Raw genomic sequence first — 23267 nt, forward strand, 5'->3', positions numbered from 1 at the left:
CCGGGGCAATGTCGCTGTCGAGGTTCGCGAAGACGGCCTTGCCGCCCGGCCGGTGCATGTCGAGGAGCGTGGCGAGTTGGTCGATCGCCGCGACGCGGGCCTCGGTGGTGCGGTCCGCGCGTTGGCGGGTGAGGGCCTGGAGGTCCAAGGTGGCCTGCTCGACGGGTTCCAGGCGGGGCGGCATGCGAAGGGGCGGCCCGGTTCTCGGTGTCGATGAAGATGCTGCACAAGCACCACTTCGTCCATGGGCGGGACCGCGCTCGGGCGCGCCAAGCAATCATCGCCTCGTACACGCCGAAAGTCATCGCCAACATCACGCCTGCGACAACAGAAAGGCCGAGCAGACATGACCACCCCGAACGCTTCCAGGGGCCCGCTCGAACCGGATGCGAGGACGACTCGCACATCCGGTTCCGAGGGGGCCGGGGTGCGGCAACGCACTCCGGCTACCCGACCACTCGTGAAAGCCGCAGAAGGAACGGTCGTCCGATGAGCGAGCAGCCACTCCTGCAAGTCCGCGACCTGGTCACCCGATTCCACACCCCGCGCGGCGTCGTACGCGCCGTCGACGGCGTGAGTTTCGACGTGCACGCCGGAGAGACCGTGGCCCTGGTCGGCGAGTCGGGATCGGGCAAGTCGGTCACCGCGATGTCCGTGCTCGACATGGTCCGCCGGCCCGGGCGGATCGAATCCGGCCAGGTCCTGTTCAAAGGCCGCGACCTTCTCACCTTGAACGAACCGGAAATGCGGGAGGTCCGCGGCGCGGGAATCGGCATGATCTTCCAAGACCCCATGTCCACCCTCAACCCGCTCATGCGCATTCGCGACCAGATCATCGAGGGCGTCCGAGGACTCAGCCGCCACCAAGCCCGCGACCGCGCCGTCGAAGTCATGACGCAGGTCGGCATTCCCGACCCCGAGGCGCGGTTACGCGACTACCCGCACGCCTACTCCGGTGGCATGCGTCAACGCGTCATGATCGCGATGGCGCTCGCCAACCGGCCCGACCTGATCATCGCCGACGAGCCCACGACCGCACTCGACGTCACCGTGCAGGCCCAGATCCTCGACCTGCTCGCCACGCTCGGCCGCGAACTGGGCACCGCCGTCGTGCTCATCACGCACAACCTCGGCGTGGTCGCGCGCCTGTGCGACCGGGCCATGGTCATGTACGGCGGAAGGATCGTCGAACGCGCCCCCGTGGACGAGTTGTTCACCGCGCCCCAACACCCCTACACCGCGGGCCTGCTCGCTGCCACTCCCCGGCTCGACGCCGGCCGAGACGTCCGACTCGTGCCCATCGAAGGACGTCCACCCGACCTGATCGCGAAGTCGACCGGCTGTGCCTACGCGCCGCGCTGCCCGGCCGCGGAGGATCGCTGCCGCACCGAGACACCTCTGCTCGGTCCCGGGGAACGGGCGGCCGCGTGTCTGCTTCCCGGCCCGTTCACCAACGCCGACGCAGGCACCGACTCGGCCCCGGACACCCGCGCTGCCGGCGAGGTGTCCCACGCGCGCCTCCCGCTCGCGTTCGACTCCGAGCCGCTGCTCGAAGTGCGCGCGATATCGAAGCATTTCGCGGTACGCCGGGGGTGGGGTCGGAACAAGGGTTCGGTTCGTGCCGTCGACGATGTCTCCCTGACCATCGCCCCTGGCGAAACCCTCGGCCTGGTCGGTGAATCCGGTTGCGGCAAGTCGACACTGGGAAAGGTCGTCCTCGGCATTCACCCGGCAACCTCGGGCGAGGTCCGCTACGACGGCACGACGCTCACGAAGGCGAGCCTTCGTACCGTGCGCCGAGGCGTGCAAATGGTCTTCCAAGACCCCTACAGTTCACTCGATCCGCGCATGACCGTCGGCGCGCTCCTGCGCGAACCCCTCCAGGTCAACGACATCGCACGCGGCGAGAAGGCCGACGCGCGCGTCGCGGAACTCCTCGAACTCGTGGGTCTGGGATCCGAAGCCGGCAGTCGGTACCCGCACGAGTTCTCCGGCGGACAACGCCAACGCATCGCCATCGCCCGCGCCCTCGCCGTCGATCCTCGCGTCGTGGTGTGCGACGAACCCGTCTCCGCGCTCGACGTCTCGTTGCAGGCACAGATCGTCAACCTCCTGCGTGAACTCCAGGAACGCCTGGGGCTCGCCTACCTGTTCATCGCGCACGATCTCGCCGTCGTCCGTCACCTCTCGCACCGCATCGCCGTCATGTACCTCGGCCGCATCGTCGAAATGGGCCCCGCCGACGAGATCACCAGGTCGCCGCTCCATCCCTACACCGCGAGTCTGCTCTCCGCCGTGCCCGAACCCGACCCCCGGGTCGAGCACACCCGCGAACGCATCATCCTTACCGGCGACCTGCCCAGCCCACTGAACCCGCCGGCCGCGTGCCGCTTCCACGGACGCTGCCCGATCGGCCCTACACGCTTTCCCGAACGAAGCATCTGTGCCACCACCACCCCGCCGCTCGCGGAGCATTCGCCCGGACGCACGGTCGCCTGCCACTTCCCCGGCGAACTCACGATCGCGGGCACCACTTCCACGTCATCCAGGCCACAGGAGATCCACGCATGAGTCGCGTCGTCGCGATCCTTCGCGCGAGCACCGAAAGCCCCCAGTACCGGCCCACCCCGGTCGACCCCTACCGCGACCACCTACGACGGCGTCGCGAGGAGCACCCCACCGGGCGCGTCCGGCAGCTCCGGAAGGAGATCTTGGCGCCCGGCTTGTCAAGCGGTCGCCTCCGGTACCACCGGCCGACCCAAGGGCGCCGAACTCACCCACGCCAACCTCACCCTGAACGCGCTGACCTGCCACAAGCTGTTCAGCGAGGTCGAGCACGGCGTCCCCTGGTCACGCTGCCGCTGTTCCACTCCTTCGGGCAGACGGTGCAGTTGAACGCGGGACTGGCCGCGCGGGCGACTCCGGTGCTCATGCCACGCTTCGACGCCGAGGGTGCGCTGTCCCTGATGCGCCGACACCGGGTCACCATCTTCGCGGGCGTGCCGACCATGTACTGGGCACTGCTGGGCCCCAGTTCCACCTCCACCGACGCGGAGACCGACGCCGACGCCGTCGCTCGGCACCTGCGCATCGCCGTCTCCGGTGGCGCGGCGCTTCCGGTCGAGATCCACCACCGTTTCACCGGCCGCTTCCACATCACGATCCGCGAAGGATACGGCCTCTCCGAGACCAGGCCGGTGGCGACATTCACGCCCATGGGCACCACGGCCGGGCCGGGGGTCCATGGGCAAGCCCGTCTGGGGTGTGGCAGTCGACCTGCTCGGCTCCGATTGGACCCGGTCCGCCCCGACCGGGTCGGCGAGAACGCCGTCCGCGGCCACAACGTCAAGCGTGGCTACCACGGCAGCCCCGAGGCCACCGCCGAGGTCGTGCGCGACGGTTGGTTCCGCACGGGGGACCCGGCCCGCCGCGACGAGGACGGCTGGCTCTACATCGTCGACCGGACGAAGGACCTGATCATCCGAGGCGGCTCCAACGAGTACCCGCGAGAGATCGAGGAAGTCCTGCACTCCCACCCCGATGTCGGCATGGCGGTCGGGGTCGGTACCGCACGAACGCCACGACGAGGAGGTACAGAGGCCTTCGTCCTCCGCGCACCCGGAGCGAAGGTCACCGAGGAGGACCCGGTCGCCTGGTCCCGCGACACCATGGCCGCCCACACATACCCGCGCCCGGTCGAGTTCCGCGATGCCCTCCCCATGCACGCCACCGGCAAGATCCTCGAACGCGAATTGCGCGGCGAGTTTGCGACGCCCGCGCCGCGGTAGCACACGACGCCCAAGCGACGCGGCGCCGGCCGATCGGTCTCAGGGATCACGTCCGCCGGCATGCCTCTGTCCACAAGCACGATTGCCGCCCGTCCTCCCCACCCGGCTCGCGTAGGCTCGCGCCACGGCGAAGGCCTCGATCACCGGCATGTCCGGCACCGGCAAGTCGACGGCGATGGAGCGGCTGTGCGGGCGCGGGCACCGTGCGGTGGGCACCGACAGCGACAGGTGGAGCCACTGGGTCACCGATGAGGACGGCGCCGCCGACTGGATCCGGCGCGAGCGGGCCATCGCCGATCTGCTCGGCGACTCCGACGGCGGCACTCTCTTCGTGGCCGGCTGCAAGACCAACCAGAGCCGCTTCCATCCCGTGTTCGACCACATCGTGCTGCTCAGCGCGCCTACCGAGGTGCTGCCGGCCCGGATCGCGGTCCGGACCGACAACCCTTACGGCAAGCGGCCCGAGGAACGCGCCGCCGTCATCCACCACTTGGACACCGTCGAGCCGCTGCTGCGCGAGTCCGCGACGGCCGAGATCGACGTCGGCGCACATACGGCCGGGGTAGCCCGACGGGTGGGTCGGACGGCACCCGGAGTCGAAGGGAGACGTCAGGCGAACCGACCCCGCTGGGTTCGTTCACGTCGCTGCAGCCGGCCACAACGAGAGCCCGCCGGCTGTGGACCACACGACATCCCGGCCCGGAAGCGCGTCTCCGACTCGGCGTCGTGGGCGGTGCAACCGGACTGGTAGTCCTTGGACAGCCGCCGGTACCGTCCCGGCCAGGCGAAGGTTCTCTCGACCACCCACCGGCGGGGAACCACCGCGAACACCGGTACCTCTCGTGGCGGGGCCCCGGCCGGGGCCCAGGTGCTTCGGAAGCCGCCGTCGCGGCGTTGCACGACGCCGACGGTGATCCCGTGGGTTTCGCGGATGCCGTCCGCGAAGTCCCGGCCGCGGTACCCCTGGTCGGCCCACAGGTACCGAAGTCGCGGGAGCCTGTCCGCGGCGCGTGCGAGGAGGACTTCGGCGCCGTCGCGGTCGTCGACGTTCGCGGGACCGATGCAGACCGCCGGGACCGGCCCGAGCGTGTCGACCAGGAGGTGACGCTTGACGCCCGACACCTTCTTCCCGCCGTCGTATCCGTGCCATCCGCCCCGCTCCGTGCCCTCGACGTTCCGGCTGTCCACGATCTCGGCACTCGGTGTCGGATCACGGTCCTGGGCGGTGCGTTCCCGCTCCCGAAGCCTGGCGAGGATCGCCTCCCACCGGTCCTCGATCCGCCACGTTCGCCAGTAGTGGTAGATCGTCCGGTACGGCGGGAAGTCGTGCGGAAGCAGGCGCCACGTGCAGCCGGCCCGAAGCCGGTACGACAAAGCGTTGAGGATCTCGCGCCGAGGGTGCCTGGGCGGTCGACCACCCGGCCTCGGCGGCGGCACGAGGGGAGCCGGAACCTCCCATTCCACATCGGACGGATCCGTCCCGTACACAGCACGTGGCCCGACCATGACCCGCATCCCCCGCGAGAAGCAACTACCAAATCAGCTTCCCTGAACAACCCTTCTCAGACGCCATCTAGTTGCCGTCGATCAAGCGGGTGGCGAGGTTCGGGTCGAAGGTACCGGCCGCGACACCCGGGGCGATGCCGCACGGGCCGTCGGAGTCACCCGGCACCTTGATCCACAGCTCGTACTCGGCGCTGCCGGTCCCCGCTCGGGACGGTTTGCCGAGCTTGCTGCCGGCCGGGTTGCACCACGCGCCGTCGGCGCCGCCGTTGCCGTTGCGACTGGTGTCGATCAGGTACTTGGCGGTTCGAGCCCCACCGTTCGGCAGCGCGGCGCGGACCTTCTCGGCGTAACCGGCCGAGTCCGCCGTGGACTTGTAGTTCGAGACGTTGACCGCGAATCCGCGCACATTGGCCACTCCGGCCCGGGCCAGCCGCGATGCCATGGTGGTGGGCGCGATCCAACCCGCGTTGCCGCCGTCGAGGTACACCTTGGCGTTGGGCGCCTTGGCCTTGAACTGCTCGGTGGCGTAGCGCAACAGGGCGAAGCGGGCGTCCCGACCCTGCGTCGACATGCAGTCGACGTTGGCAACGGCATCGGGCTCGATCACCACGATCGCCGAGCGATCGCCAACCGCGCCTGCGAAGTCGGAGATCCAACGGCGGTAGGCGTCCGGACCGGCGGCACCGCCGCCGGACGCGCCGCCGCAGTCCCGGTCCGGGATGTTGTAAGGCACCAGGATGGGGGTGCTCCGGGTTGCCGAGGCGGCGTCGACGTACGTACGCACCGCCTTGCCGATGTCCCCGCTCCAGGCGCCGAACCAGCGGGCGCCGGCCTGCGTGGCGATCGCGGCGCGGATCTTCGTCGCGCGTGGGTCGGACCCGTGCCCTCGTACCCACGCCGCCGCGTTGTTCGTCGGATCGGTGTAGAACCTTTCGCCCGGACTCGCCGGGGGGACCTCGGCGGTGGGCGAGGACGTCGTCGTGCCGACCGGTGGGGAGGCGGAGGACGGTCGGGCGACGGGGATACCGGCCGGCTTCGCGCCGGGACGGGAGGAGGTCGCGGGTCTCACGGGCACGCCGGGGACCTGCGAACCGGTGGGCAGCAGCGACACGTTGTCCAAGGTGGCCTGGAACCCCTTGGCTCGGCCCCCGAGTTGGAAGGTGACCTGGGTCGCGTCGATGCCGGGTATCGCCAGAAAGGGCAGCGTGTGCCTGCCGGTCTTCTCGGCGAACGTGACGGTTCGGTCCAAGACCGTCCTGTAGGGCGGGAGATGCGACTGGACGGTGACCCGAACCTTGGCGGACGTGGTCGCCGAGGCGTCGAAGGAGAGCGTGTACATCGCGAGGTTGGTCAGGTGCAGGCCACCTTGCCCGAGCATCGAATCCCAGGGCGCTCGGGTGTGATCGGGAACCGTGACCCGAGCCCGCCCGTCCACGGTGTCGGCCGTGGTCGCACCGGTGGTCCACCAATAGGCGGGATCCGGCTCGAAAGCCCCGTTGGTGACGAGCTCCTTGCCACCGACCGCAGGCGTGGCCTGCCCGACGCCCGGCAGGCCCACAACACAGGTCATCGCCACCATTGTTGCGAGTGCTGCGCGCCGACCATGCATGTGTCCTCCATGAGCCTGAACGAACGGTTGGCTTGTCGGTAGGCTAGGGCCGGATCGACGACACCGCTATCCATCGAGCGCGAATCGACGAGACCCGCACGGACACCGCCCTCGCGCGCGAGATGGCCCCACCCGGCCCCACACGATCTCGGCATGACCGCGCCGAAATGGGCGGCCCCCTCACCCACGAACTGCCGAAGACCACCGAAGCGGTCACCCCGACGGCGAGCACCCGAAGGCGCGGGCTTTACGCGGTACCTGCACGAGTTCGTGCAGCGACTGGTGGACCGCCAACCACGCCCCTGAGCCCAGGGTCGACCCCGTCGGCCCGCGCACCGGCGGGACAAGGCCCTTCGCGGAGAGTCCCACATGTGCCACGTGGTTGTCCGTCATCCGGGACGTCAGGCGGATGAAGGCCCGCTACTTCCGACGCTTGACGGGGAAGTCCTTCGGGGTGGTTCCGCGCAGTTCGCGGGTGATGGCGTGGGAAGCCATCAGCAGTCGGTTGCCGATGGCTCGGATGGCCGGTGGGTCGAGGTCGGCCCACACATACATGCTGACATTCAGCGCGGCGGTGCCGTCACCGGCGAACGCGGGGGCGGACATGGCGCTGATGGGGTACGACTGCTCGTCCCGCAGGTCGTCGTCGAGGTATTCGATGCCGCCGAGGCGCGCGGCGGGAAACCTCCTTCGGGGTGTCCCCGTCGTCCTCGGGTTCCGTGGGGAACGGGCCGGGCGGCTCCCGACCGGGTGGTCGACGACGACGCCGCGTTCGTCCTCGGCGAGGGCGGTGTAGCCGAACTGGGTGGGATGCCGTGGGATGCCGTGGGTTGCCCTTGCGGTCGGGCGGGCGTCGGGTCGGCGAGCGAGATCAACCGGTTCGGGATGGTCCGGTTGCCCGCGAGCCGCCGGGCGGTCTGTTCCAGCGGCGCCGAGCATCCGCCACGGTCTCTGCGAGCTCGCCGATCAGGTGCGCCGGCCGTCCCGTGAAGCGAACGCGCGGCGCGTGGTGGGCGTTGCGCTCGACGGCGGCCACGTCTCGCAGGGTGGCCCGGGCGATCGTGGCCACTCACCGGTGAGCCGATCGATCTCGCCCAGGGTCCGGCCGGTGCGCCGTCGTAGCGTGCGGGAGATCTGCCTCAACCGGCGTTCTGCGGATCGAGGCCGCAGTCGCGGACCCGGGTGCGGCTCGCGGCGCCCTCGGCCTTGATCCGCCGAACGAGTCGGCCGGGTCGGCCGAGGTTGCGGACGCCGTGGGCCGATAGGTCGGCGTCTGTGGGGTGGTCGATGTCGGCCTCGATCACGGAATGAGGGCCTTCCGGATTCGGTAGGATTGTAAATTCCCACACGGCGACCGGAAGGCCCTGTTGCCCGTTCGGGGGCGGTATCAGGCCTTGGCCTTGACTGCGCTTTCACTCCAAGCCATGGGGCCACAGTCCGACCGGTCGGAAAGCCACCGGCATGCCCGGAACTGGACGGTCGCACCCTCGGGGATTTCGCTGCGGCCGATGGCGACCATGGTGTTGGCACCGCCCCAGTGGACCATCGTGGTGGTTTTGGAGTTGTTGACTCGATACTGGACGGCCACCCCCCAGCCGTCGGCGGCCAGGTCGTGGATGTAGAACACGTCACCGTTGTGCTGGAAATAGACCTTCGCGGCCTTGGCACCGGTGTAGGAGTTGTAGCCGTAGTCCGTGGCATTCGTGCCGGCGTTCGCGACACCGGCAGTGGCGACCATGCCGACCGACATCGCCACGGCACCGAGACCGACCGTCAGTTTGCGCGCGTGCTTCATCGTGCCCGTCCTCTACGTACTTGGGAACGGCCCCGACAACAGCGAGCCGTCGTGGCGATATTCGCAGCCTACGAACAACGGGACTATCCGGTGGGTTGCCGGTGAACCGCGCCATCGGGATAGCGCCGGCTCCGAGTGTGCATTTCCTGACAGCCGACTCACCACGTGTAGATCTCGAGATCAGAGCGGGTGCGGTCGGGAGAACGCGATCGCGTCGATCACCTGCCGGTGATCACGCCACCGCCCACCCCGCCGAGGCGTCCGGCCCGACGGCGACGTTCCTCGGCAACCGGCCCTCGCAACAGGCGCACGCTCGGACGCGGACCACACGTCATCCAGGGTCCCCGGCCGACGGTTGCTCGTCCGCGTCGATGTCGTCGTCGCGGTCCAGGTCGTCCTCGGGATCGGACCACCGACCGAAAGGCCCGATGCCGCCCGGGCCCGTGCCGGGCACGCCCGGCCCCTTCGTACGGTGGGGGTACAACGGGATCACACCCGGTTCCTTTCGTCGAGTACCTGCCGCCGGCTGCCGCGCCGTCAGCTCGTCGTCGGCGCCCCTGCCGTACGCCGGCCTCGGCGACCGCCCGGTACGGCGACCCGCACATCGGCCCAATGACAGCCCCGGCGCAGGAGTTTCCTTCGTGGGGCCACCCGGGCGAGCCGTCTCGGCACGTGCCATTGTCCGGCGGCCGCTGGTACGCGGACTCAACCCGGCACCCGGCAACCCACCGCGCGAGGACCGCGTCCCGGCCGGGCTTGTGGTCGCGGCCCTGTGGAGCACCCGCAGCATGCTGACGTCGCCGCACCCGGCGCCGAAACCGACGCGGCCGCCGCCGGGTGGACGCCGTAGCCGCATGTGTTCCGGGCATGCGATCGACGCGGCCGAGGACGAATGCGGGCTCGAAGTCCTATGCGTATGGTCGACGGCCGCGCTGCCGGGCGGCTTCGACACCGTATGTTCACGGCGGTTGGCTGCATCCGCTCGATCCTTCGAACGCACCAGGAAACGAGCCAAGACGAGCCCGTCGGAACCGATCGTGAGCGAACCTTGCAGAGCTTCCCGGTCACTACCCGGCAACCACCAGTCGTCGACCGTGATCCGGACGGACTCCCGGGGCGGCGAATCGGAGAGCCCGCCGAAACAGGTCTGAACGCATCTTGTGTGCGGTCGTCGATCGGGCGCGGGTAGCACGTGCGCGCGACGATGGTCATATCGACACCGCTCGACTGTGTGGCGGCGCGCCGTCGCCGGCAGGGGTGCCTACCGCCGAGGAGTTCGAGGGCACGGCGAGGACAGTGGTGGGCACCCACGAATGTTGACGGCGCATACTTCTCACCGCAGTGTATGCAGTGCATACATTGGGCTTGCGGTGATCCTCCTCGGGGTGTGGGTTGCCGGTGATCGCGGTGACGGCCCCGCGGTCCGTGCGGTCGGCGCGTGCATCTTTCGCCGCGGGCTTGCCGCCGTGTTTGCGTCGGCACTGCACGAGCCCTTCGGTCGGCCGTGGGATGGGAGAGCAATGAAAGCTGTAGCGATCACGCAACCGGGTGGCCCCGAGGTCCTGGAGTGGATCGACGTCGAGGATCCGCGGCCCGCGCCCGGCGAGGTCGTCGTCGATGTGAGCGCCAGTGCCCTGAATCGGGCCGACGTCATGCAGCGCTGGGGGTTGTACCCGCTGGCGCCGGGCACGTCCCCGTACCCGGGGCTGGAGATCTCGGGTCGGATCAGCGCCGTCGGTGGGGGTGTGACCGGCCGGCGGGTGGGTGACGAGGTGTGCGCGTTGCTGACCGGGGGTGGCTATGCCCAGAAGGTGGCCGTGCCGGCGGGGCAACTGCTGACGGTTCCTCGGGGGGTCGGCCTGGTCGAGGCGGCGGCCCTGCCCGAGGCCGCGGCCACGGTGTGGTCCAACCTCGTCATGACCGCGGGACTCACGGCGGGCGAGACACTGCTCGTACACGGCGGCGGCGGGGGTATCGGCACTTTCGCGATCCAGGTCGCCAAGGCGCTGGGGGCACGTGTGGTCACCACCGTGGGCGGCCCCGAGAAGGCCGCCCAGGCGCGGGAGTTGGGGGCCGACGTGACGATCGACTACCGCACGGAGGACTTCGCCGAGCAGGGCCCGTACGACGTGATCCTCGACGTGGTCGGCGGCGGCTACCTCGAACGCAACGTGCGTTCCCTCGCCGCGGACGGACGACTGGTCGTCATCGGCCTGCAGGACGGCCTGGAGGGCTCGTTGAACCTGGCGGATTTGGTGTTCAAGCGGTTGTCGGTGCACGGTACGACGCTGCGCACGCGTTCCGCCGTCCAGAAGGCGGCCATTGTCGCGGACGTGCAGCGTCACGTCTGGCCGATGATCGAGAGCGGGGCCGTTCGGCTGGTCGTGGACCGGACACTGCCGATGTCCCAGGCTGCCGAGGCGCACCGGGTGATGGAGTCCGGCGGGCACACCGGCAAGATCGTGCTCGTGAACGACTGACACGACCGTGCCGCGCCGCGCACCGGCCTATGGTGCCATCGGCCCGGCTCTGCGGTGGGGCGGCCGTCCCGCTCCGCCGCGTCGGCTTTCGGGGCTGCCGGGCGGCGTTGTCGCAGGATCGCGGCGAGCATCGTGACGACGATTCCGGCGAGCGCCCAGGAGGAGAGCACCAGCAGGGCCGAGGTCATGGCGTTGCCGTGGAAGTAGGCGATCGAACGGGCCGCCCAGGTACCTGCGCCGGGAGGAAGGGCCGGGCCGATCGCCTGCCGGAACGGCGGCAGCACCGGTTGGGGAAACGCGCCGCCCGCGCTCGGGTTGCCCGCACGAGCAGGATGGCCAGGCCGATGATGCCGAAGAGCCCTTGGGGGGCGAGGGTGGCGGACCCCACCGCGAAGTGATCAAGGCGCCGAGCCACCACAGTGACACCAAAACGCTGCCCGGCAGGGTCCCCAGGATCGGTCCGACGATGACCGCGCCGCCGAGTCCGCCGGCGATCGCGACGAGCGTCATGGTGCCCAGCCGTGTCGCTGCCCGGATGGGGTTGGCGGGGCGGGCGCCGGCGCTGATCGCCAGGGTCGACGCGCACCGGTAGGCCCCGACGCACCAGCCGATGACGAGGTGGAAGGCCGGCAAGGCATTGAAGTCGTGCGGGGATGCCGGGGCCACGTCGACCGTGTGGACGGTGCGGCCCTGCGTGCGGCCCTGCGTGCGGTCCAGAGTTGCGGTCGGCGTGTCCAGGGCGATGGCGAGTGCTTTGCCGCCGCCGGCGGCGACCAGCAGGGTGTCGGTCGTGCCAATCGGGTTCGCCACGAGTGCGCCGTCGATGTCCCGGTTCGTGATCTGCCGCCGTGCGGTTGCTTCGTCGGCCACCGTGCGGGTCCAACGGCGAGCCCGGCAGCGCGTCGAGGCGTGCCACGGTCTGCTCCGCCACGGCCTGCGGCGCCACCACCGCGAACGGCACGTCCTTGAGCCTTGGGTCGTGCAGCGCCCCACGTAGGAGGCGATGAACAACATCCGGAGGGTGATCACGCCGGTCACCAGCGCGGTGGGCCCGCGGCGTGATGGCGTTTTTCGCCTCGGCCGACACGCTCTGCGGCATTCCCCCACGGTCCGGCCCGGTGCTCCGCTTCGCAGGCCGGGAGAGCCGAACGCGGTAGGCCGCAACGCGCCGCGGGACGGTCGGCGGCGCGAAATCCGTTTGCGCCGGGTTGCACTGCCCGGGCCGCGTACCAGGATGGGTCGAGGGGCCTCGTCCCGCGCCGCCGGCCGACCCGACCCGGTCGGCCGGCAGCGCGGGGACGCACTGTCCAGGGCGCGCATGTGTCCGTGATTGGAGCCGCCATGACCCCGCTTCCCCCGCCCGTCACGCCCTATCTGGAACCCGCGGCACAGGAGTTGTGCGACGCCACCGATCCGCATCCGCGGATCTACGAGGTGCCGCCCGAGAAGGGCCGCGACATCCTGCTGAGCCTCCAGAGCGACCCGAGTGTGCCCCGCCCGGACGTCGACGAGGAGTGGGTCGATGTGGATGCCGGCGAGTGGGGCACCGTCCGCACCCGCATCATCCGACCCGAGGGAGCCACCGGTTTGCTGCCGGTCGTCTTCTACATCCACGGCGCCGGCTGGGTCTTCGGCGACGACAAAACCCACGACCGCCTCTTCCGCGAACTCGCCGTCGGCGCGGGCGCTGCGGGAGTCTTCCCGGTCTACGACCGGGCGCCCGAGGCGAAGTACCCCACGCAGGTCGAGCAGAACTACGCCGTGGGTCAGTGGGTTATGGAGCACGGTGCGGAGCACGGCCTGGACACCGCGCGCATTGCCGTCACCGGCGAGTCGGTCGGCGGCTGCATGTCCGCGGTGTTCGCGCTGATGAACAAGGAACGCGGCGGCATCGACCTCAAGGCTCAGGTGCTGCTTTACCCGGTGGCCGACGCGGACTTCGACACGCCGTCCTACCTGCAGTTCGCCGAGGGTTACTACCTGACGCGCGACGGCATGAAGTGGTTTTGGGACGCGTACACCACCGACCCCGCCCAGCGCGCCGAGCACCACGCCTCCCCGCTCCAGGCGAGCCTGGATCAGCTGAAGGGCCTCCCGACCACTCTGGTCATCACCGACGAGGCCGACGTGCTGCGCGACGAAGGCGAGCAGTACGCCAACAAACTGCGCGAGGCCGGCGTGGATGTCACCAGCGTCCGCGTGGCCGGCATGGTCCACGACTTCCTGCTCCTGGACAGCCTGCGCGACACCCGCGCGGCGAACGTCGCCCGCGCGCTCGCCGTCGACGCCCTGCGTACGGCACTGCACGGCAACTGACAACGACGCCGGATACCCCCTCCCCACCGACCAGGCCGGGCCCCGGCGCCAACGTGGCGCAGGCGGGCCCGGCTTCGTCGTGCCGGGGGCACCGTCGGCGTTCCTGCGCCCAGCTCATTGTTGACGGTGCTTACATCCCTGGTTAGCCTGCTTATGTATGCACCGCTCACATGTAGAGGAGTAGCCGATGTCATCGCCCCAGCAGGACACCGTCGAGGTCGACTTGGGCGGCCGGGCCGTCACCGTCCCCAAGGGCGGTCTGTACGACCGGTATCGGATGGACACCGACCTCGACGCGGTCGCCCGCGACTCCCGCGTCAGCGGCGTCGACTTCTTCCGGCGCCTGCCCAAGACCCGAGTCGACTCGCCGATCGGCAGCACGCTCACCCCGAACTTCTACTACCGCGTCTCGACGGCCCGGCTGACGATGCCGGCCCGCTCCCGCGCGATCCGCAGGCGCCTGCCCTCCGAGCTCGCGCCGCTGGAGGTCGCGCCGGGATTCGGGCTGGTCTCGCTCATGTTCTTCCGCTACGACGTGTGCGACATCGACTTCTACACCGAGGCCGCGGTCGGCATCGCCGTCAGGCCGGCCCGGCACCGCCGCCTCGGACTGGTCGACCTCGCCGCCGCGCTCAAGAACGAGCACCTCGACTCGTACGTGTTGTCGTTGCCGGTGAGCACCGAGATCGCGCAGGTCCGCGGGCACGACGGCTACGGCTTCCCCAAGTGGGTGACCGGGCTCGACGTCGACATCGACGCCGACCGGACCACCGCGCGCGTCGCCAACGACGCGGGCGGGACGGACGTTTCCCTCGCGGTGTCCACCCCCGCCCAGACCGCGTATCCGAGCGGCGAGCGCGTCTCGGCCCTGACCTCGTACACGTCGATCGACGGCGCATGGCACTCGACGTTCAGCCAGACCAACGTGCTGTCCGCGGGCACCAAGCGCCGACCCCGCGAACTCGTCCTCGAGATCGGCGAGGGCCGCATGGCCGACGACCTACGCTCCCTCGACCCGACCAGGACCGTGCGCCTCGACGTCATGACCGAAGGGCAACTCGCCCTGCACATGCCGGTCCCCGTCTCCGTCCCCACCCGGCACTAGGCACCAGGAGCCTCCCCCCATGACCACCGACCACGCCCTCCTCGACACCCGCAGCCCCAGCAGCCTGCCCGCGTCGCTGACCCCGGAGCTGATCGCGCGCCTGACCCGCCGCGTCGCGGCAGTCGCGGATGCCGCCAGGGTCACCACCGACACCCCCTACACCGGCGCGCCGTTGGCCGACCTGCCCGTGTCCACGCCGACAGACGTCCAAGACGCCTTCGCGCGCGCCCGCACCGCCCAGCAAGTCTGGGCCGCTACCGCGCCGCGCGAGCGCGCGAGGATCCTGCTGCGCTTCCACGACCTCGTCCTGGCCCGCCGGGACGAGGCCTTGGACCTGATGCAGGCCGAGAGCGGCAAGACCCGCCGCGACGCGTTCCTGGAGGTCACCGACATCGCGATCACCTCCCGCTACTACGCCCGCAGCGCGCAGAAACTGCTGAAGCCCAAGCGTCGTCGCGGCGCGATCCCGGTGCTCACCCACACCACCGAACTACGCCATCCCAAGGGCGTCGTCACCGTCATCTCCCCGTGGAACTACCCGCTCAGCATGGCCGCCGGCGACGCCATCCCGGCGCTCATGGCCGGCAACGCCGTCGTCCAGAAGCCGGATACCCAGACCGCGCTGACCGCGCTGTGGGCGCTGGACCTGATGCACGAGGCCGGCCTGCCGACCGACGTGTGGCAGATGGTCGTCGGGCGCGGCAGCTCCATCGGCGGCGCGCTGATGGACAACGCCGACTACATGATGTTCACCGGCTCCACCGCCGTCGGTCGCCGGATCGCGAGCGACGCCGGCGCACGTCTCATCGGCGCGTCCCTCGAACTCGGCGGCAAGAACGCCATGATCGTCCTCGACGACGCCGACATCGACAAGGCCGCCGACGGCGCCGTCGCCGCGTGCTTCCCCTCCGCCGGCCAACTCTGCGTCTCCATCGAGCGCCTGTACGTCGCCGAGCCCATCCGCGACCGGTTCGTCGCCGCGTTCGTCGCCCGCACCGAGAAGCTGAAGCTCGGCGCGTCGTACGACTACAGCGTCGACGTCGGCAGCCTCACCAACCCGTCCCAACTGGCCACCGTCACCGCCCACGTCGAGGACGCCGCCGGCAAGGGCGCGACCGTCCTCGCCGGCGGCAGGGCGCGGCCCGACATCGGGCCGCTGTTCTACGAACCGACGATCCTCACCGGCGTCACCCCCGACATGACCGTGTACGAGCACGAGACCTTCGGGCCCGTCGTCTCCATCCACTCCTACCGCGACGTCGACGACGCGATCGCGCGGGCCAACGCCACGCCGTACGGCCTCAACGCCTGCGTCTGGACCCGCAACGGAGCCCGCGGCCGGACCGTCGCCGCGCGCGTCCACGCCGGCACCGTCAACGTCAACGAAGCCTTCGCCGCCGCCTGGGGCAGCATCGACGCACCCATGGGCGGCATGGGCGACTCCGGACTCGGCCGCCGCCATGGCGCCGACGGAATCCTCAAGTACACCGAACCTCAGACCGTCGCCCACCAGCGCGTCCAGGGCTTCACCCCACCGGCGCGCGTCTCACCCGAGACCTGGGCGGCCGTGTTCACCGGCGCCTTGAAGCTCCTGAAAGCCGCACGTGTCCGCTGACCTTCCCGGCGTCGCGGTTCCCAGGGCATCGAGCCGTGCGGACACCGCGGCGGCGGTGTCCACCACCCGCCCCGCAGGCCTGATGATCAGCGCTCCGGCAAGCGAACCCAGGGCCCGGGCGCAGCCTCGGCTTCGCGCGCGGTCTCGAACCGGACGCACGAATGCCCCCGTTCGAGGACGGCAAGCGTGAGGAACGCGCCGGGAATGGCGGCAGCGCCCCGCGCGCCGGGCGCATCACATGCCACAACGCCGGCAGGACGTGTCGGAGGTCCCCGAGGCGGCTCGGCCGCCCCGAGCGCTTGAGGGCGACAGCGTCTCTCGGTCTCTCGCGTGATTCTCGGTACTGCCCCCGGATTCGGCTGGTCCGCACACCGGAACGGCCGTGGCGAGCCGGGCCGGGCCGGGCGTCGGTCGGCAGGAGCGCTCTGTGTCGTGCAGCAGTTCGTTCGCGCGAACTCCGTCGCACCGCGTCCGGTAGCGACCGCGCTCGGCACGCCGGGTGCCCGCGATCGGCGCTGACCATGAGACGTCGGGACCGTGTCGCCACACCGAGCGGAACGCCGCCCGCGGCGCCCTGTACGCGGGCGGGTCAGCCGACGTCGGCGACGAGCCGCTGGGCGAGCTGTTCGGAGGAGGCCGGGTTCTGGCCGGTGTAGAGGTTGCGGTCGACGACGACGAAGGGACGCAACGGCAGGCGGGACTTGGTGTAGTGGGCACCGCCGGCGCGCAAGCGGTCCTCCAGCAGCCACTTGGCCTTGCGGCCGAAGCTGTTGAACTTCTCCTCGACGTTGGACAGGCCGGTCATCCGGTATCCGGCAAACGGCCACGATCCGTCGGCGTTGTGCGCCGCGAACGCCGCGGCGGGCGCGTGGCACAGCAGGGCAAGCGGCTTGCCGGAGGCCAGCGCGCGGGTGAGCAGCGCGCCGGAGACCGGGTCGACCGCGAGGTCTTCCATCGGTCCGTGGCCGCCGGGGTAGAACACCACGTCGAAGGCGTCCGAGTCGACGTCGTCCAGCGACCGGGGGTTGTCGAGCGCGGTCTTGATCGTGTCCAGGTACCGGCGAACCTCGCGCAGCTTGCCCGGCAGGCCGGCGGTCCACGACATGCTGAGCCGATCCAGCGTCGGTGGTTTTCCGCCCGGGGTGGCGATCGTGGTCTCCCACCCCGCCGCGGAGAAGATCTTGTGCGGCATCGCCAGCTCTTCGCCCCAGAAGCCCGAGGGATGCACCACTCCGTCCCGCAGCGTCCAACGATCCGCTGCGGACACCACGAAGAGGACCTTGGTCATGGCGTTCTCCCTCACGCTCGGGACGGGAACGGTGCCGTCGTCCGCCCGGACCCGGCACAGGCGCCCTCGACCATCATCGTCCAATACGCGGTCGAGAGCGATCGGCCACTACCGGGCGTCATCACGGCTCCGCGACAGGCCGCGAGGCTCCGGCGCCGGCGTCGGATGGCCCCCACACGACACCGGGCATGTCGGCCTGGACCTGGCGGCCGGGGTGGTTGACCTGCATCCAGACCGCCCCGCCTCCGGACTTGGCCGCTTCGGCGCATGCGGCGAACGGCTCCAGCGGCGCGGCCCGGTCGAGTACGACGCCGCCGGGACCGGTAAGCGCCTCGGCGTGCACCATGACGTTGCCGGTGATGAGCAGGCCGGTGCCGCCGGAGGCCCATCACCGGTACAGCGCGAGCAGCCTGCCGTCGGGGACCTGACCTCGGCCGGCCATCTCCTCCATGGCCGCCTTCGCGATCCGGTTGCCCAGCACCTGCCCGGAGCGCAGCGACAGTGGCGAGAACAACTCGCTGGTCATCCGCGTTCTCCTCTCGATCCGAAATCCCCTACAATGTGTGCACTGCTCACATTAAAGGATAGATGTAAGCAGTGCATACGCGAGGGAGTGTGACCTGTGTCGCAAGCAAGCGGCTCGTACCACCACGGCGATCTGCGAACGGCCTGCCTGCGCGCCGCACGCGACCTTCTGGAGGAAGACGGCAGCGCCGCACTGTCGCTGCGCGCCGTGGCACGGCGCGCAGGCGTGTCGACCGGCGCCCCATACCGCCACTACGCCGACCGCGAGGCCCTGCTGTCCGCGGTCGCCGCCGAGGGGTACCGCGAGCTCACCGAACAGCTCGCCTCCGTACATCCGTCACCGGCGACCCCCGACGAACTCGCCGACGTGGCTGTCGCCTACGTCCGGTTCGCACTCCGGCACCCGGCACTGTTCCGCGTGATGTTCGCCGAACCTTGCGACCCCGCCAACGAGGAGCGGGCCAACGCGACCGCCGCGATCAAGGAGTACGTGCGCGGCATCGCCCGCGCCGCCTTCCCCCACGGCGACCCCGAGGCCCTCTCCACCATGGTGTGGGCCCTCGTCCACGGCCTGGCCTTCCTCCACCTCGACGGCAAACTCGACGCCTCCACCCCGGAAGTCGTCGCAGAACACGTCCGCACCACCGCCCACGCCCTGTTCACCGCCACCGGCGCGCCGCAGGCAGCACCGGCTCAGCTCGGCCACGCAGCCGACTAGCTACTTGCCCCTGGAACGTCGTTTCTTTTGGCGTGCTCGCTATCCTGTGGCGTGTGTGACGACGCTTGTGGAGCGGCTGGTGCCGGACGAGCTGTGGGAGTTGTTCGAGCGTGTCGCGGTGCGCGGTGGACTCGGTGAACATGCGGGCCCTGAAAAGGGGGAGGTGACGGGTCCCCATCCTGTGGATCGGGGGAAGTACGGGTCGAGGATCCACCTGTTGGTCGATCGCGCTGGTCTGCCCCTGTCGATGGGGATCTCCGGCGCGAACACCCACGACAGCCCAGGCCTTGATTCACCGGCGACAAGGCCTACGACTACCGCTTCGTCCGCGCCTACCTGCCGAAACGCCGCATCACACACCGCATCGCCCGCCGCGGCATCGAGGTCGCCGAACTCCCCTGATCCCGGCATGGCGAAGTGGTGGGCGCGGCCCCGGGAAAATGGTGCGGCGCGAACGTGACCGCCTACGTAACCGACACCGGCATTCGGGTGTCGCGTCGGCAGTTCCGCAAGTCGATCGCCGCGGGGATCACCTACGTCGCGGGCGCGGGCAACGACGGCACGGATGCCTGTGACTACTCGCCTGGCCGGCTCCCGAGGCGATCACGGTGCAGAATTCCGACGCCTTCGACCGACGGGCGTCCGGTTCGAACTACGGCACGTGTACCGACCTGTTCGCTCCCGGGACGAACATCGTCTCGGCGTGGAAGGACGGTGACACCGCCACACGGAAGGCCAGTGGCATCTCCATGGCGACACCGCATGTCAGTGGCGCGGCGGCGATCCAACTGTCCGCGAATGCGGGTGCCGGATCGCCGAACCGGCTCCTGCGGGTCATCGGATGGAACGCTTCGGGGCGGGCGATCGAAGGCCGCTCCCGCTTGACGGTGCGTCGGCGGCGACCCGTTGCGGTCGCCGCCGGCGTCGCGTTGCCTGCCGTGCCCTGCCGCCGGCCTCCGGGGGGTCACCGAGCCGCAGGTACACGCGCCGGGTGCGGACGGACACGCCCCGGATCGCGCCGCCGCGCGCGTCGCGACGGAAAACGCGCGGGCGGGGCCGGGGCGCCGTGCGTGCAGGTGAGGCGGTCAGGACAGGAGCCATGCCTGCGTTCGTGTGCCCTCGCATGCCACGAGGTAGACGACGTCCGTGGAGGGGTTGTGGCTCAGGCACTTGGACTGGGCGTAGCCGGCGCGAATGGTCGCGTTCTCGAGTCCCGTGCCGGAGACAAGCCATGCCTGGTTCTGTCGTTTGTTGCAGGACATGATTTGCACGACCCCGGTTTGGGTGTTGCCTTGCAGGCAGTTGGCCTGGACATATCACCGGGGCCGCGCCGGGTCGACCGGGCCCTGCACGAGGCGGGTGCGGCGAGCGCGGAAGGCTGTGGCGATGTGTCGCCGAGTGCCCCGAGGGCCGAGGCGGAGTCGTGGTGAACTCCTCGGCCGGCGTGGCCCGTCCGCCGTACCTGCGCCGGAGACGGCGCGCGTGTCCGGTGGCGGGAGCGGGGCGGCGTACCCTGCCCCGGAGGCGGGTGATCGGGCGGGGTCGCGGTCGCCGGCCACCCGGGATCCGCGCTCGGTCGGACGCCACGTCGCGCCCCATGGGTTTTCTCCGGGTGGTCGAGGAGGCGTTCATGGGACGGCACGAGAAGCCGCCGCCGGATGCGTCGAAGGGCCCTCCGCCGCCGAACAACTCCGATGGGCAGGTGCTTGCTTCTCCTCCGTCGAACGGCCGGCACGAGAAGGACGCGTAGCTCACCGTGGATTTTGTCGAGGACGGGATCTGTCCCGAACACGAACGGGCCTCCCGTGGCGTGACCTTCCCGAGCGTTTCGGCAGTGGGAGCGCTTCGTCGCGGGCTCGCGCATTTAGGAGCGAAACTTTCCTGATGGGCTCATAGAGTCGGTCCCATGACGACCGAACGTGCCCGAGTCCTCAGCCGGCGTGAGCTCAACCGCGCGACCCTGGCCAGGCAACACCTCCTGAAGCGTGTCTCCATACCCGCCCTTGAGATGGTGGAACACCTCGCGGGCCTGCAGGCGCAGCACCCCACGTCGTCGTACTACACGCTGTGGACGCGCATCGCCGGCTTCGACCCCGCGGAGTTGGTCGACCTGATGACCGGCCGCCAGGTCGTCCGGATCGCGCTCATGCGCTCCACCATCCACACCGTCAGCGCCGCCGACTGCCTCGCCTGGCGGCCGCTCATCGACCCGGTTCTCGAACGCATGACCAAGGGCGCGCACGGCAAGGGCTACGCCGCCGCCGACCGTGACGAACTGATCCGCATCGGACGGGCGTTCGTCGAAGAGCAGCCGCGCACCTTCGCCGAGGTGGGCGCGTACCTAGGCGAAAAGTGGCCGGACGCCCAGCCGCCCGCCCTCGCCCAGGCGCTGCGTGCGTGGGCACCCCTCGTCCAGGTGCCGCCGCGCGGACTGTGGGGCCGGAGCGGTGCCATCGCGCACACCACCTCCGACGTGTGGCTCGGCAAGCCGCTCGACGCCGACCCGTCCATCGACGCGATGGTGCTGCGCTACCTCGCCGCACTCGGCCCTGCCTCCGTCAAGGATGTCCAGGTGTGGTGCGGCATCACCCGCCTCAAGCCCGTCCTCGAACGCCTGCGCCCCCGACTGGTCGTCTTCCGCGACGAGGCGGGACGCGAACTGTTCGACCTCCCCGACGCGCCGCGCCCCGACGCCGACGTCCCCGCGCCCGTGCGGTTCCTCGCCGACTTCGACAACCTGCTCCTCTCCCACGACGACCGCACACGGGTCATCTCGAAGGAGTGGCACCAGTGGCGGTTGTCGCAAGGGAACATGCTGTGGGGCGGCCTGCTGGTGGACGGCTTCGGGCGCGCGGCGTGGCGCATCGAACGCACCAGCGAGACCGCGACCCTGCTGATCAGCTCGGGCCCCGAGCCGAAGGACGCGCTCAAGGCGCACCGCGCGGACATCGAGGCCGAGGCCGCGCACCTGCTCGCGTTCGCGGCGGCCGACCAGGACAAGCACGAGATCGTGTACGCCTGACCGCGGACATGCGGAAGGGGTGTTCCCGGGGGGCTTCCGGGGGGCTTCCGCACGGGAACGCCCCCTCCGGCAGTTCCGGTTACGGCACCCTCGGCGGGGACGCCTTCGTCTCGTGCTGCGGGTTCGCGGGAACGTTGCGCGAGCGGCCGATTCGACCACGAGGTTGGCGACCTTCGCACGGCGCAGCCCGGGCATCGGGCGCGCGGCGCCTCCGTACGCGACGGCGCGAGAGGACACCATCGGCCGCACCTCGGCGTGCCCGGCGGGCATCGGATCGGAGAACCGACGCCCCGAGCGGAGAACCTTGCCGTCCGGGTGGGAGGGTCTGAGGCACTGCCCCTATCGTGCGAGGCCGAGGCGGCACCGACGCGTTTCACGGGTCCCGTCCCGAAGGAGATCCGGGCTCGGCTGCGGGCCGACGGCACGATTGCCGACGAGAACGGCAGGGTGGTCCTCGAAGACGGCAGGCGGGTGGGCGGCTCTCGCCGGCGACGCATCGGGGCCGGTCCCCCGAGCGAGGCAAGGCGGGTGCCCGGGCGGTAAGGTTCGCCACCCCGATCGAGAGTCCGCCGTCGCGGGCCTCGGGCAATCCCAATCCCAGGGCCGACCGGGTTGTCAGGCGCTGCCATCGCTGCTCGGACTGCTGCGGCCGGCACCCCACTCGGGGGCGCCGGACACGGGTCGGGCGGCGTCGTCGAAGTCGGTCACGTGCGGATCATCGGCGACAACCGCCCGCCAATTCACGGCATTTCACCGAGCCCCACGCCGGCCGGGACACCGATTGCCGATCCGGACCGGTGTGACGACGCAATCCGGCTGTCCGGGATGCCAAAGCGCGTGTGGTCGTCGATCCCGCTGACGGCCCTCCCGCGCGGTGGCCACGATCCGGACGGCGCCCCACCGCGCATGGGCACGACGAAGTCGGCGAATCCCTCGGCACGGGCGTCGAGCCGGTGCGGGCTCGGCCGCCGCCCGAGGCGGGCGCCGAGCGGGTGGGGACGCCCGAACGTACACGTCGCGGTACGACACCGGGCGGCGGGTTCCGGGAACGGGCCCCGCTATTCGGCTCGGGCGCCTTCCAGGATCCGTGCCAGCGTCGCGGTGTCGGCGAGGTAGCGCTCGTAGGGGAAGTCCGCCCTGAGCAGGCCCTCGCGCAGCTCGTCGTACAGCGGCTTCCCGCTGTCGTGGAACGCCTTCCGGCCCGCCTCGGTCGTCTCGACCAAGCGCCGCCGCGCGTGTTCGGGATCGACGCGCACGCGTACGAGCCCCGCGGCCTCCAGCGGGCGCAGCGCGCGGCTGATCGCCGGGTCGGAGACCGACATCGCCTGTGCCAGGCGGTGCTGCGTCGCGGGCTCGATCTCCTCCAGCGTGCCCAGTAGGCGCATTTGGCTGTAGCTCGGGCCGTCCGCGTCGTCGGTGCGTTTCCGGGTGGCCTCGCCGAGGAGGTACACCACGCGGTGCAGCAGGTCTGCGAGTCCGTCGTCCATGAGACGAGCCTAA

At 70.4% G+C, this 23267-nt stretch carries 17 protein-coding genes and 6 pseudogenes; 12 read left to right on the top strand and 11 right to left on the bottom strand.

Annotated features, from left to right (window positions below; translation table 11 throughout):
* The first annotated feature begins 489 nt into the window (after positions 1-489).
* The 3 genes from B4N89_RS40670 to B4N89_RS52185 all read left to right on the top strand — a co-directional run bounded on the left by B4N89_RS40670 (position 490) and on the right by B4N89_RS52185 (position 4539).
* The gene (locus B4N89_RS40670) at positions 490-2571 is read left to right on the top strand and encodes an ABC transporter ATP-binding protein (protein WP_078981670.1); all 2082 of its coding nucleotides are present in this window, start codon (positions 490-492) and stop codon (positions 2569-2571) included.
* Positions 2568-3788, top strand: a complete 1221-nt coding sequence (locus B4N89_RS40675; protein ID WP_107504206.1) for an AMP-binding protein — start codon at positions 2568-2570, stop codon at positions 3786-3788. Before B4N89_RS40670 ends, B4N89_RS40675 begins: the two co-directional genes overlap by 4 nt.
* Positions 3789-3936: 148 nt before the next feature.
* Complete coding sequence (locus tag B4N89_RS52185; protein ID WP_107504207.1) at positions 3937-4539, top strand: hypothetical protein; 603 nt, start codon at positions 3937-3939, stop codon at positions 4537-4539.
* A 50-nt stretch (positions 4540-4589) separates the two neighbouring features.
* On the opposite strand, the pseudogene B4N89_RS53550 reads toward B4N89_RS52185, so the two are convergent.
* From B4N89_RS53550 to B4N89_RS52845, 5 genes and pseudogenes are all read right to left on the bottom strand, one after another.
* A pseudogene (locus tag B4N89_RS53550) lies at positions 4590-5303 on the bottom strand (IS5 family transposase); the annotation flags it as partial.
* A 58-nt stretch (positions 5304-5361) separates the two neighbouring features.
* The gene (locus B4N89_RS40690) at positions 5362-6864 is read right to left on the bottom strand and encodes a glycoside hydrolase family 6 protein (RefSeq protein ID WP_161500986.1); all 1503 of its coding nucleotides are present in this window, start codon (positions 6862-6864) and stop codon (positions 5362-5364) included.
* Positions 6865-7647: 783 nt separating this feature from the next.
* Positions 7648-8210: pseudogene (locus B4N89_RS40695) on the bottom strand (ISNCY family transposase); the annotation flags it as partial.
* A gap of 80 nt (positions 8211-8290) precedes the next feature.
* Positions 8291-8698, bottom strand: coding sequence for a hypothetical protein (locus tag B4N89_RS40700; protein ID WP_078981672.1), 408 nt, complete (start codon positions 8696-8698; stop codon positions 8291-8293).
* Between the two features lie 331 nt (positions 8699-9029).
* The gene (locus tag B4N89_RS52845) at positions 9030-9152 is read right to left on the bottom strand and encodes a hypothetical protein (RefSeq protein ID WP_268812592.1); all 123 of its coding nucleotides are present in this window, start codon (positions 9150-9152) and stop codon (positions 9030-9032) included.
* Between the two features lie 1066 nt (positions 9153-10218).
* On the opposite strand from B4N89_RS52845, the gene B4N89_RS40705 reads away from it, so the two are divergent.
* Positions 10219-11178 carry an NAD(P)H-quinone oxidoreductase gene (locus tag B4N89_RS40705; protein ID WP_078981673.1) on the top strand — a complete coding sequence of 320 codons (960 nt, stop codon included), beginning with the start codon at positions 10219-10221 and terminating at the stop codon, positions 11176-11178.
* 83 nt (positions 11179-11261) lie between these two features.
* Here the strand turns inward: B4N89_RS40705 and B4N89_RS40710 are convergent.
* A pseudogene (locus B4N89_RS40710) lies at positions 11262-12277 on the bottom strand (DUF3533 domain-containing protein); the annotation flags it as partial.
* A gap of 242 nt (positions 12278-12519) precedes the next feature.
* Here B4N89_RS40710 and B4N89_RS40715 point away from each other — a divergent pair.
* The 3 genes from B4N89_RS40715 to B4N89_RS40725 all read left to right on the top strand — a co-directional run bounded on the left by B4N89_RS40715 (position 12520) and on the right by B4N89_RS40725 (position 16214).
* The gene (locus B4N89_RS40715; protein ID WP_078981674.1) at positions 12520-13494 is read left to right on the top strand and encodes an alpha/beta hydrolase; all 975 of its coding nucleotides are present in this window, start codon (positions 12520-12522) and stop codon (positions 13492-13494) included.
* 187 nt (positions 13495-13681) lie between these two features.
* The gene (locus B4N89_RS40720) at positions 13682-14599 is read left to right on the top strand and encodes an acetoacetate decarboxylase family protein (protein ID WP_078981675.1); all 918 of its coding nucleotides are present in this window, start codon (positions 13682-13684) and stop codon (positions 14597-14599) included.
* Between the two features lie 19 nt (positions 14600-14618).
* Positions 14619-16214, top strand: a complete 1596-nt coding sequence (locus B4N89_RS40725) for a succinic semialdehyde dehydrogenase (protein WP_078981676.1) — start codon at positions 14619-14621, stop codon at positions 16212-16214.
* 589 nt (positions 16215-16803) lie between these two features.
* On the opposite strand, the gene B4N89_RS40730 is transcribed toward B4N89_RS40725, so the two are convergent.
* The 3 genes from B4N89_RS40730 to B4N89_RS52195 form a co-directional block, all read right to left on the bottom strand.
* A complete protein-coding gene (locus B4N89_RS40730) occupies positions 16804-17502 on the bottom strand; it encodes a type 1 glutamine amidotransferase domain-containing protein (protein ID WP_078981677.1) in 699 nt (232 codons plus the stop codon).
* A 121-nt stretch (positions 17503-17623) separates the two neighbouring features.
* On the bottom strand, positions 17624-17848 hold the full coding sequence (locus B4N89_RS52190) for a hypothetical protein (RefSeq protein WP_235619269.1): 225 nt from the start codon (positions 17846-17848) through the stop codon (positions 17624-17626).
* A gap of 42 nt (positions 17849-17890) precedes the next feature.
* Positions 17891-18028 (bottom strand): hypothetical protein, encoded by a 138-nt coding sequence (locus tag B4N89_RS52195; protein WP_235619270.1) that lies wholly within the window; start codon positions 18026-18028, stop codon positions 17891-17893.
* Positions 18029-18124: 96 nt separating this feature from the next.
* Between B4N89_RS52195 and B4N89_RS40740 the strand changes: the two genes are divergently transcribed.
* The 4 genes and pseudogenes from B4N89_RS40740 to B4N89_RS53185 form a co-directional block, all read left to right on the top strand.
* A complete protein-coding gene (locus B4N89_RS40740; RefSeq protein ID WP_078981678.1) occupies positions 18125-18745 on the top strand; it encodes a TetR/AcrR family transcriptional regulator in 621 nt (206 codons plus the stop codon).
* Between the two features lie 148 nt (positions 18746-18893).
* Positions 18894-19025: pseudogene (locus B4N89_RS53555) on the top strand (IS5/IS1182 family transposase); the annotation flags it as partial.
* A gap of 20 nt (positions 19026-19045) precedes the next feature.
* Positions 19046-19138: pseudogene (locus B4N89_RS53560) on the top strand (IS5/IS1182 family transposase); the annotation flags it as partial.
* Between the two features lie 215 nt (positions 19139-19353).
* A pseudogene (locus B4N89_RS53185) lies at positions 19354-19536 on the top strand (S8 family serine peptidase); the annotation flags it as partial.
* 294 nt (positions 19537-19830) lie between these two features.
* Here the strand turns inward: B4N89_RS53185 and B4N89_RS48785 are convergent.
* Positions 19831-20043: a ricin-type beta-trefoil lectin domain protein gene (locus tag B4N89_RS48785; RefSeq protein WP_268812614.1), complete on the bottom strand. Its 213-nt coding sequence runs from the start codon at positions 20041-20043 to the stop codon at positions 19831-19833.
* Positions 20044-20651: 608 nt separating this feature from the next.
* Here B4N89_RS48785 and B4N89_RS40750 point away from each other — a divergent pair.
* The gene (locus B4N89_RS40750) at positions 20652-21767 is read left to right on the top strand and encodes a winged helix DNA-binding domain-containing protein (protein WP_078981679.1); all 1116 of its coding nucleotides are present in this window, start codon (positions 20652-20654) and stop codon (positions 21765-21767) included.
* Between the two features lie 1058 nt (positions 21768-22825).
* On the opposite strand, the gene B4N89_RS40755 is transcribed toward B4N89_RS40750, so the two are convergent.
* Positions 22826-23254, bottom strand: a complete 429-nt coding sequence (locus B4N89_RS40755; protein ID WP_078981680.1) for a MarR family winged helix-turn-helix transcriptional regulator — start codon at positions 23252-23254, stop codon at positions 22826-22828.
* Between the last annotated feature and the right edge of the window lie 13 nt (positions 23255-23267).

This window comes from Embleya scabrispora (assembly GCF_002024165.1).
In the GTDB taxonomy this organism is placed as follows: domain Bacteria; phylum Actinomycetota; class Actinomycetes; order Streptomycetales; family Streptomycetaceae; genus Embleya; species Embleya scabrispora_A.

Coding starts and splice junctions, on each gene's coding strand:
- B4N89_RS40670 (WP_078981670.1), top strand. CDS start 490: ATGAGCGAGCAGCCACTCCTGCAAGTCCGCGACCTGGTCACCCGATTC.
- B4N89_RS40755 (WP_078981680.1), bottom strand. CDS start 23,254: ATGGACGACGGACTCGCAGACCTGCTGCACCGCGTGGTGTACCTCCTC.
- B4N89_RS40730 (WP_078981677.1), bottom strand. CDS start 17,502: ATGACCAAGGTCCTCTTCGTGGTGTCCGCAGCGGATCGTTGGACGCTG.
- B4N89_RS40705 (WP_078981673.1), top strand. CDS start 10,219: ATGAAAGCTGTAGCGATCACGCAACCGGGTGGCCCCGAGGTCCTGGAG.
- B4N89_RS40725 (WP_078981676.1), top strand. CDS start 14,619: ATGACCACCGACCACGCCCTCCTCGACACCCGCAGCCCCAGCAGCCTG.
- B4N89_RS52190 (WP_235619269.1), bottom strand. CDS start 17,848: ATGGTGCACGCCGAGGCGCTTACCGGTCCCGGCGGCGTCGTACTCGAC.
- B4N89_RS40720 (WP_078981675.1), top strand. CDS start 13,682: ATGTCATCGCCCCAGCAGGACACCGTCGAGGTCGACTTGGGCGGCCGG.
- B4N89_RS40715 (WP_078981674.1), top strand. CDS start 12,520: ATGACCCCGCTTCCCCCGCCCGTCACGCCCTATCTGGAACCCGCGGCA.
- B4N89_RS52195 (WP_235619270.1), bottom strand. CDS start 18,028: ATGACCAGCGAGTTGTTCTCGCCACTGTCGCTGCGCTCCGGGCAGGTG.
- B4N89_RS40700 (WP_078981672.1), bottom strand. CDS start 8,698: ATGAAGCACGCGCGCAAACTGACGGTCGGTCTCGGTGCCGTGGCGATG.
- B4N89_RS40750 (WP_078981679.1), top strand. CDS start 20,652: ATGACGACCGAACGTGCCCGAGTCCTCAGCCGGCGTGAGCTCAACCGC.
- B4N89_RS52185 (WP_107504207.1), top strand. CDS start 3,937: ATGTCCGGCACCGGCAAGTCGACGGCGATGGAGCGGCTGTGCGGGCGC.
- B4N89_RS40675 (WP_107504206.1), top strand. CDS start 2,568: ATGAGTCGCGTCGTCGCGATCCTTCGCGCGAGCACCGAAAGCCCCCAG.
- B4N89_RS40690 (WP_161500986.1), bottom strand. CDS start 6,864: ATGACCTGTGTTGTGGGCCTGCCGGGCGTCGGGCAGGCCACGCCTGCG.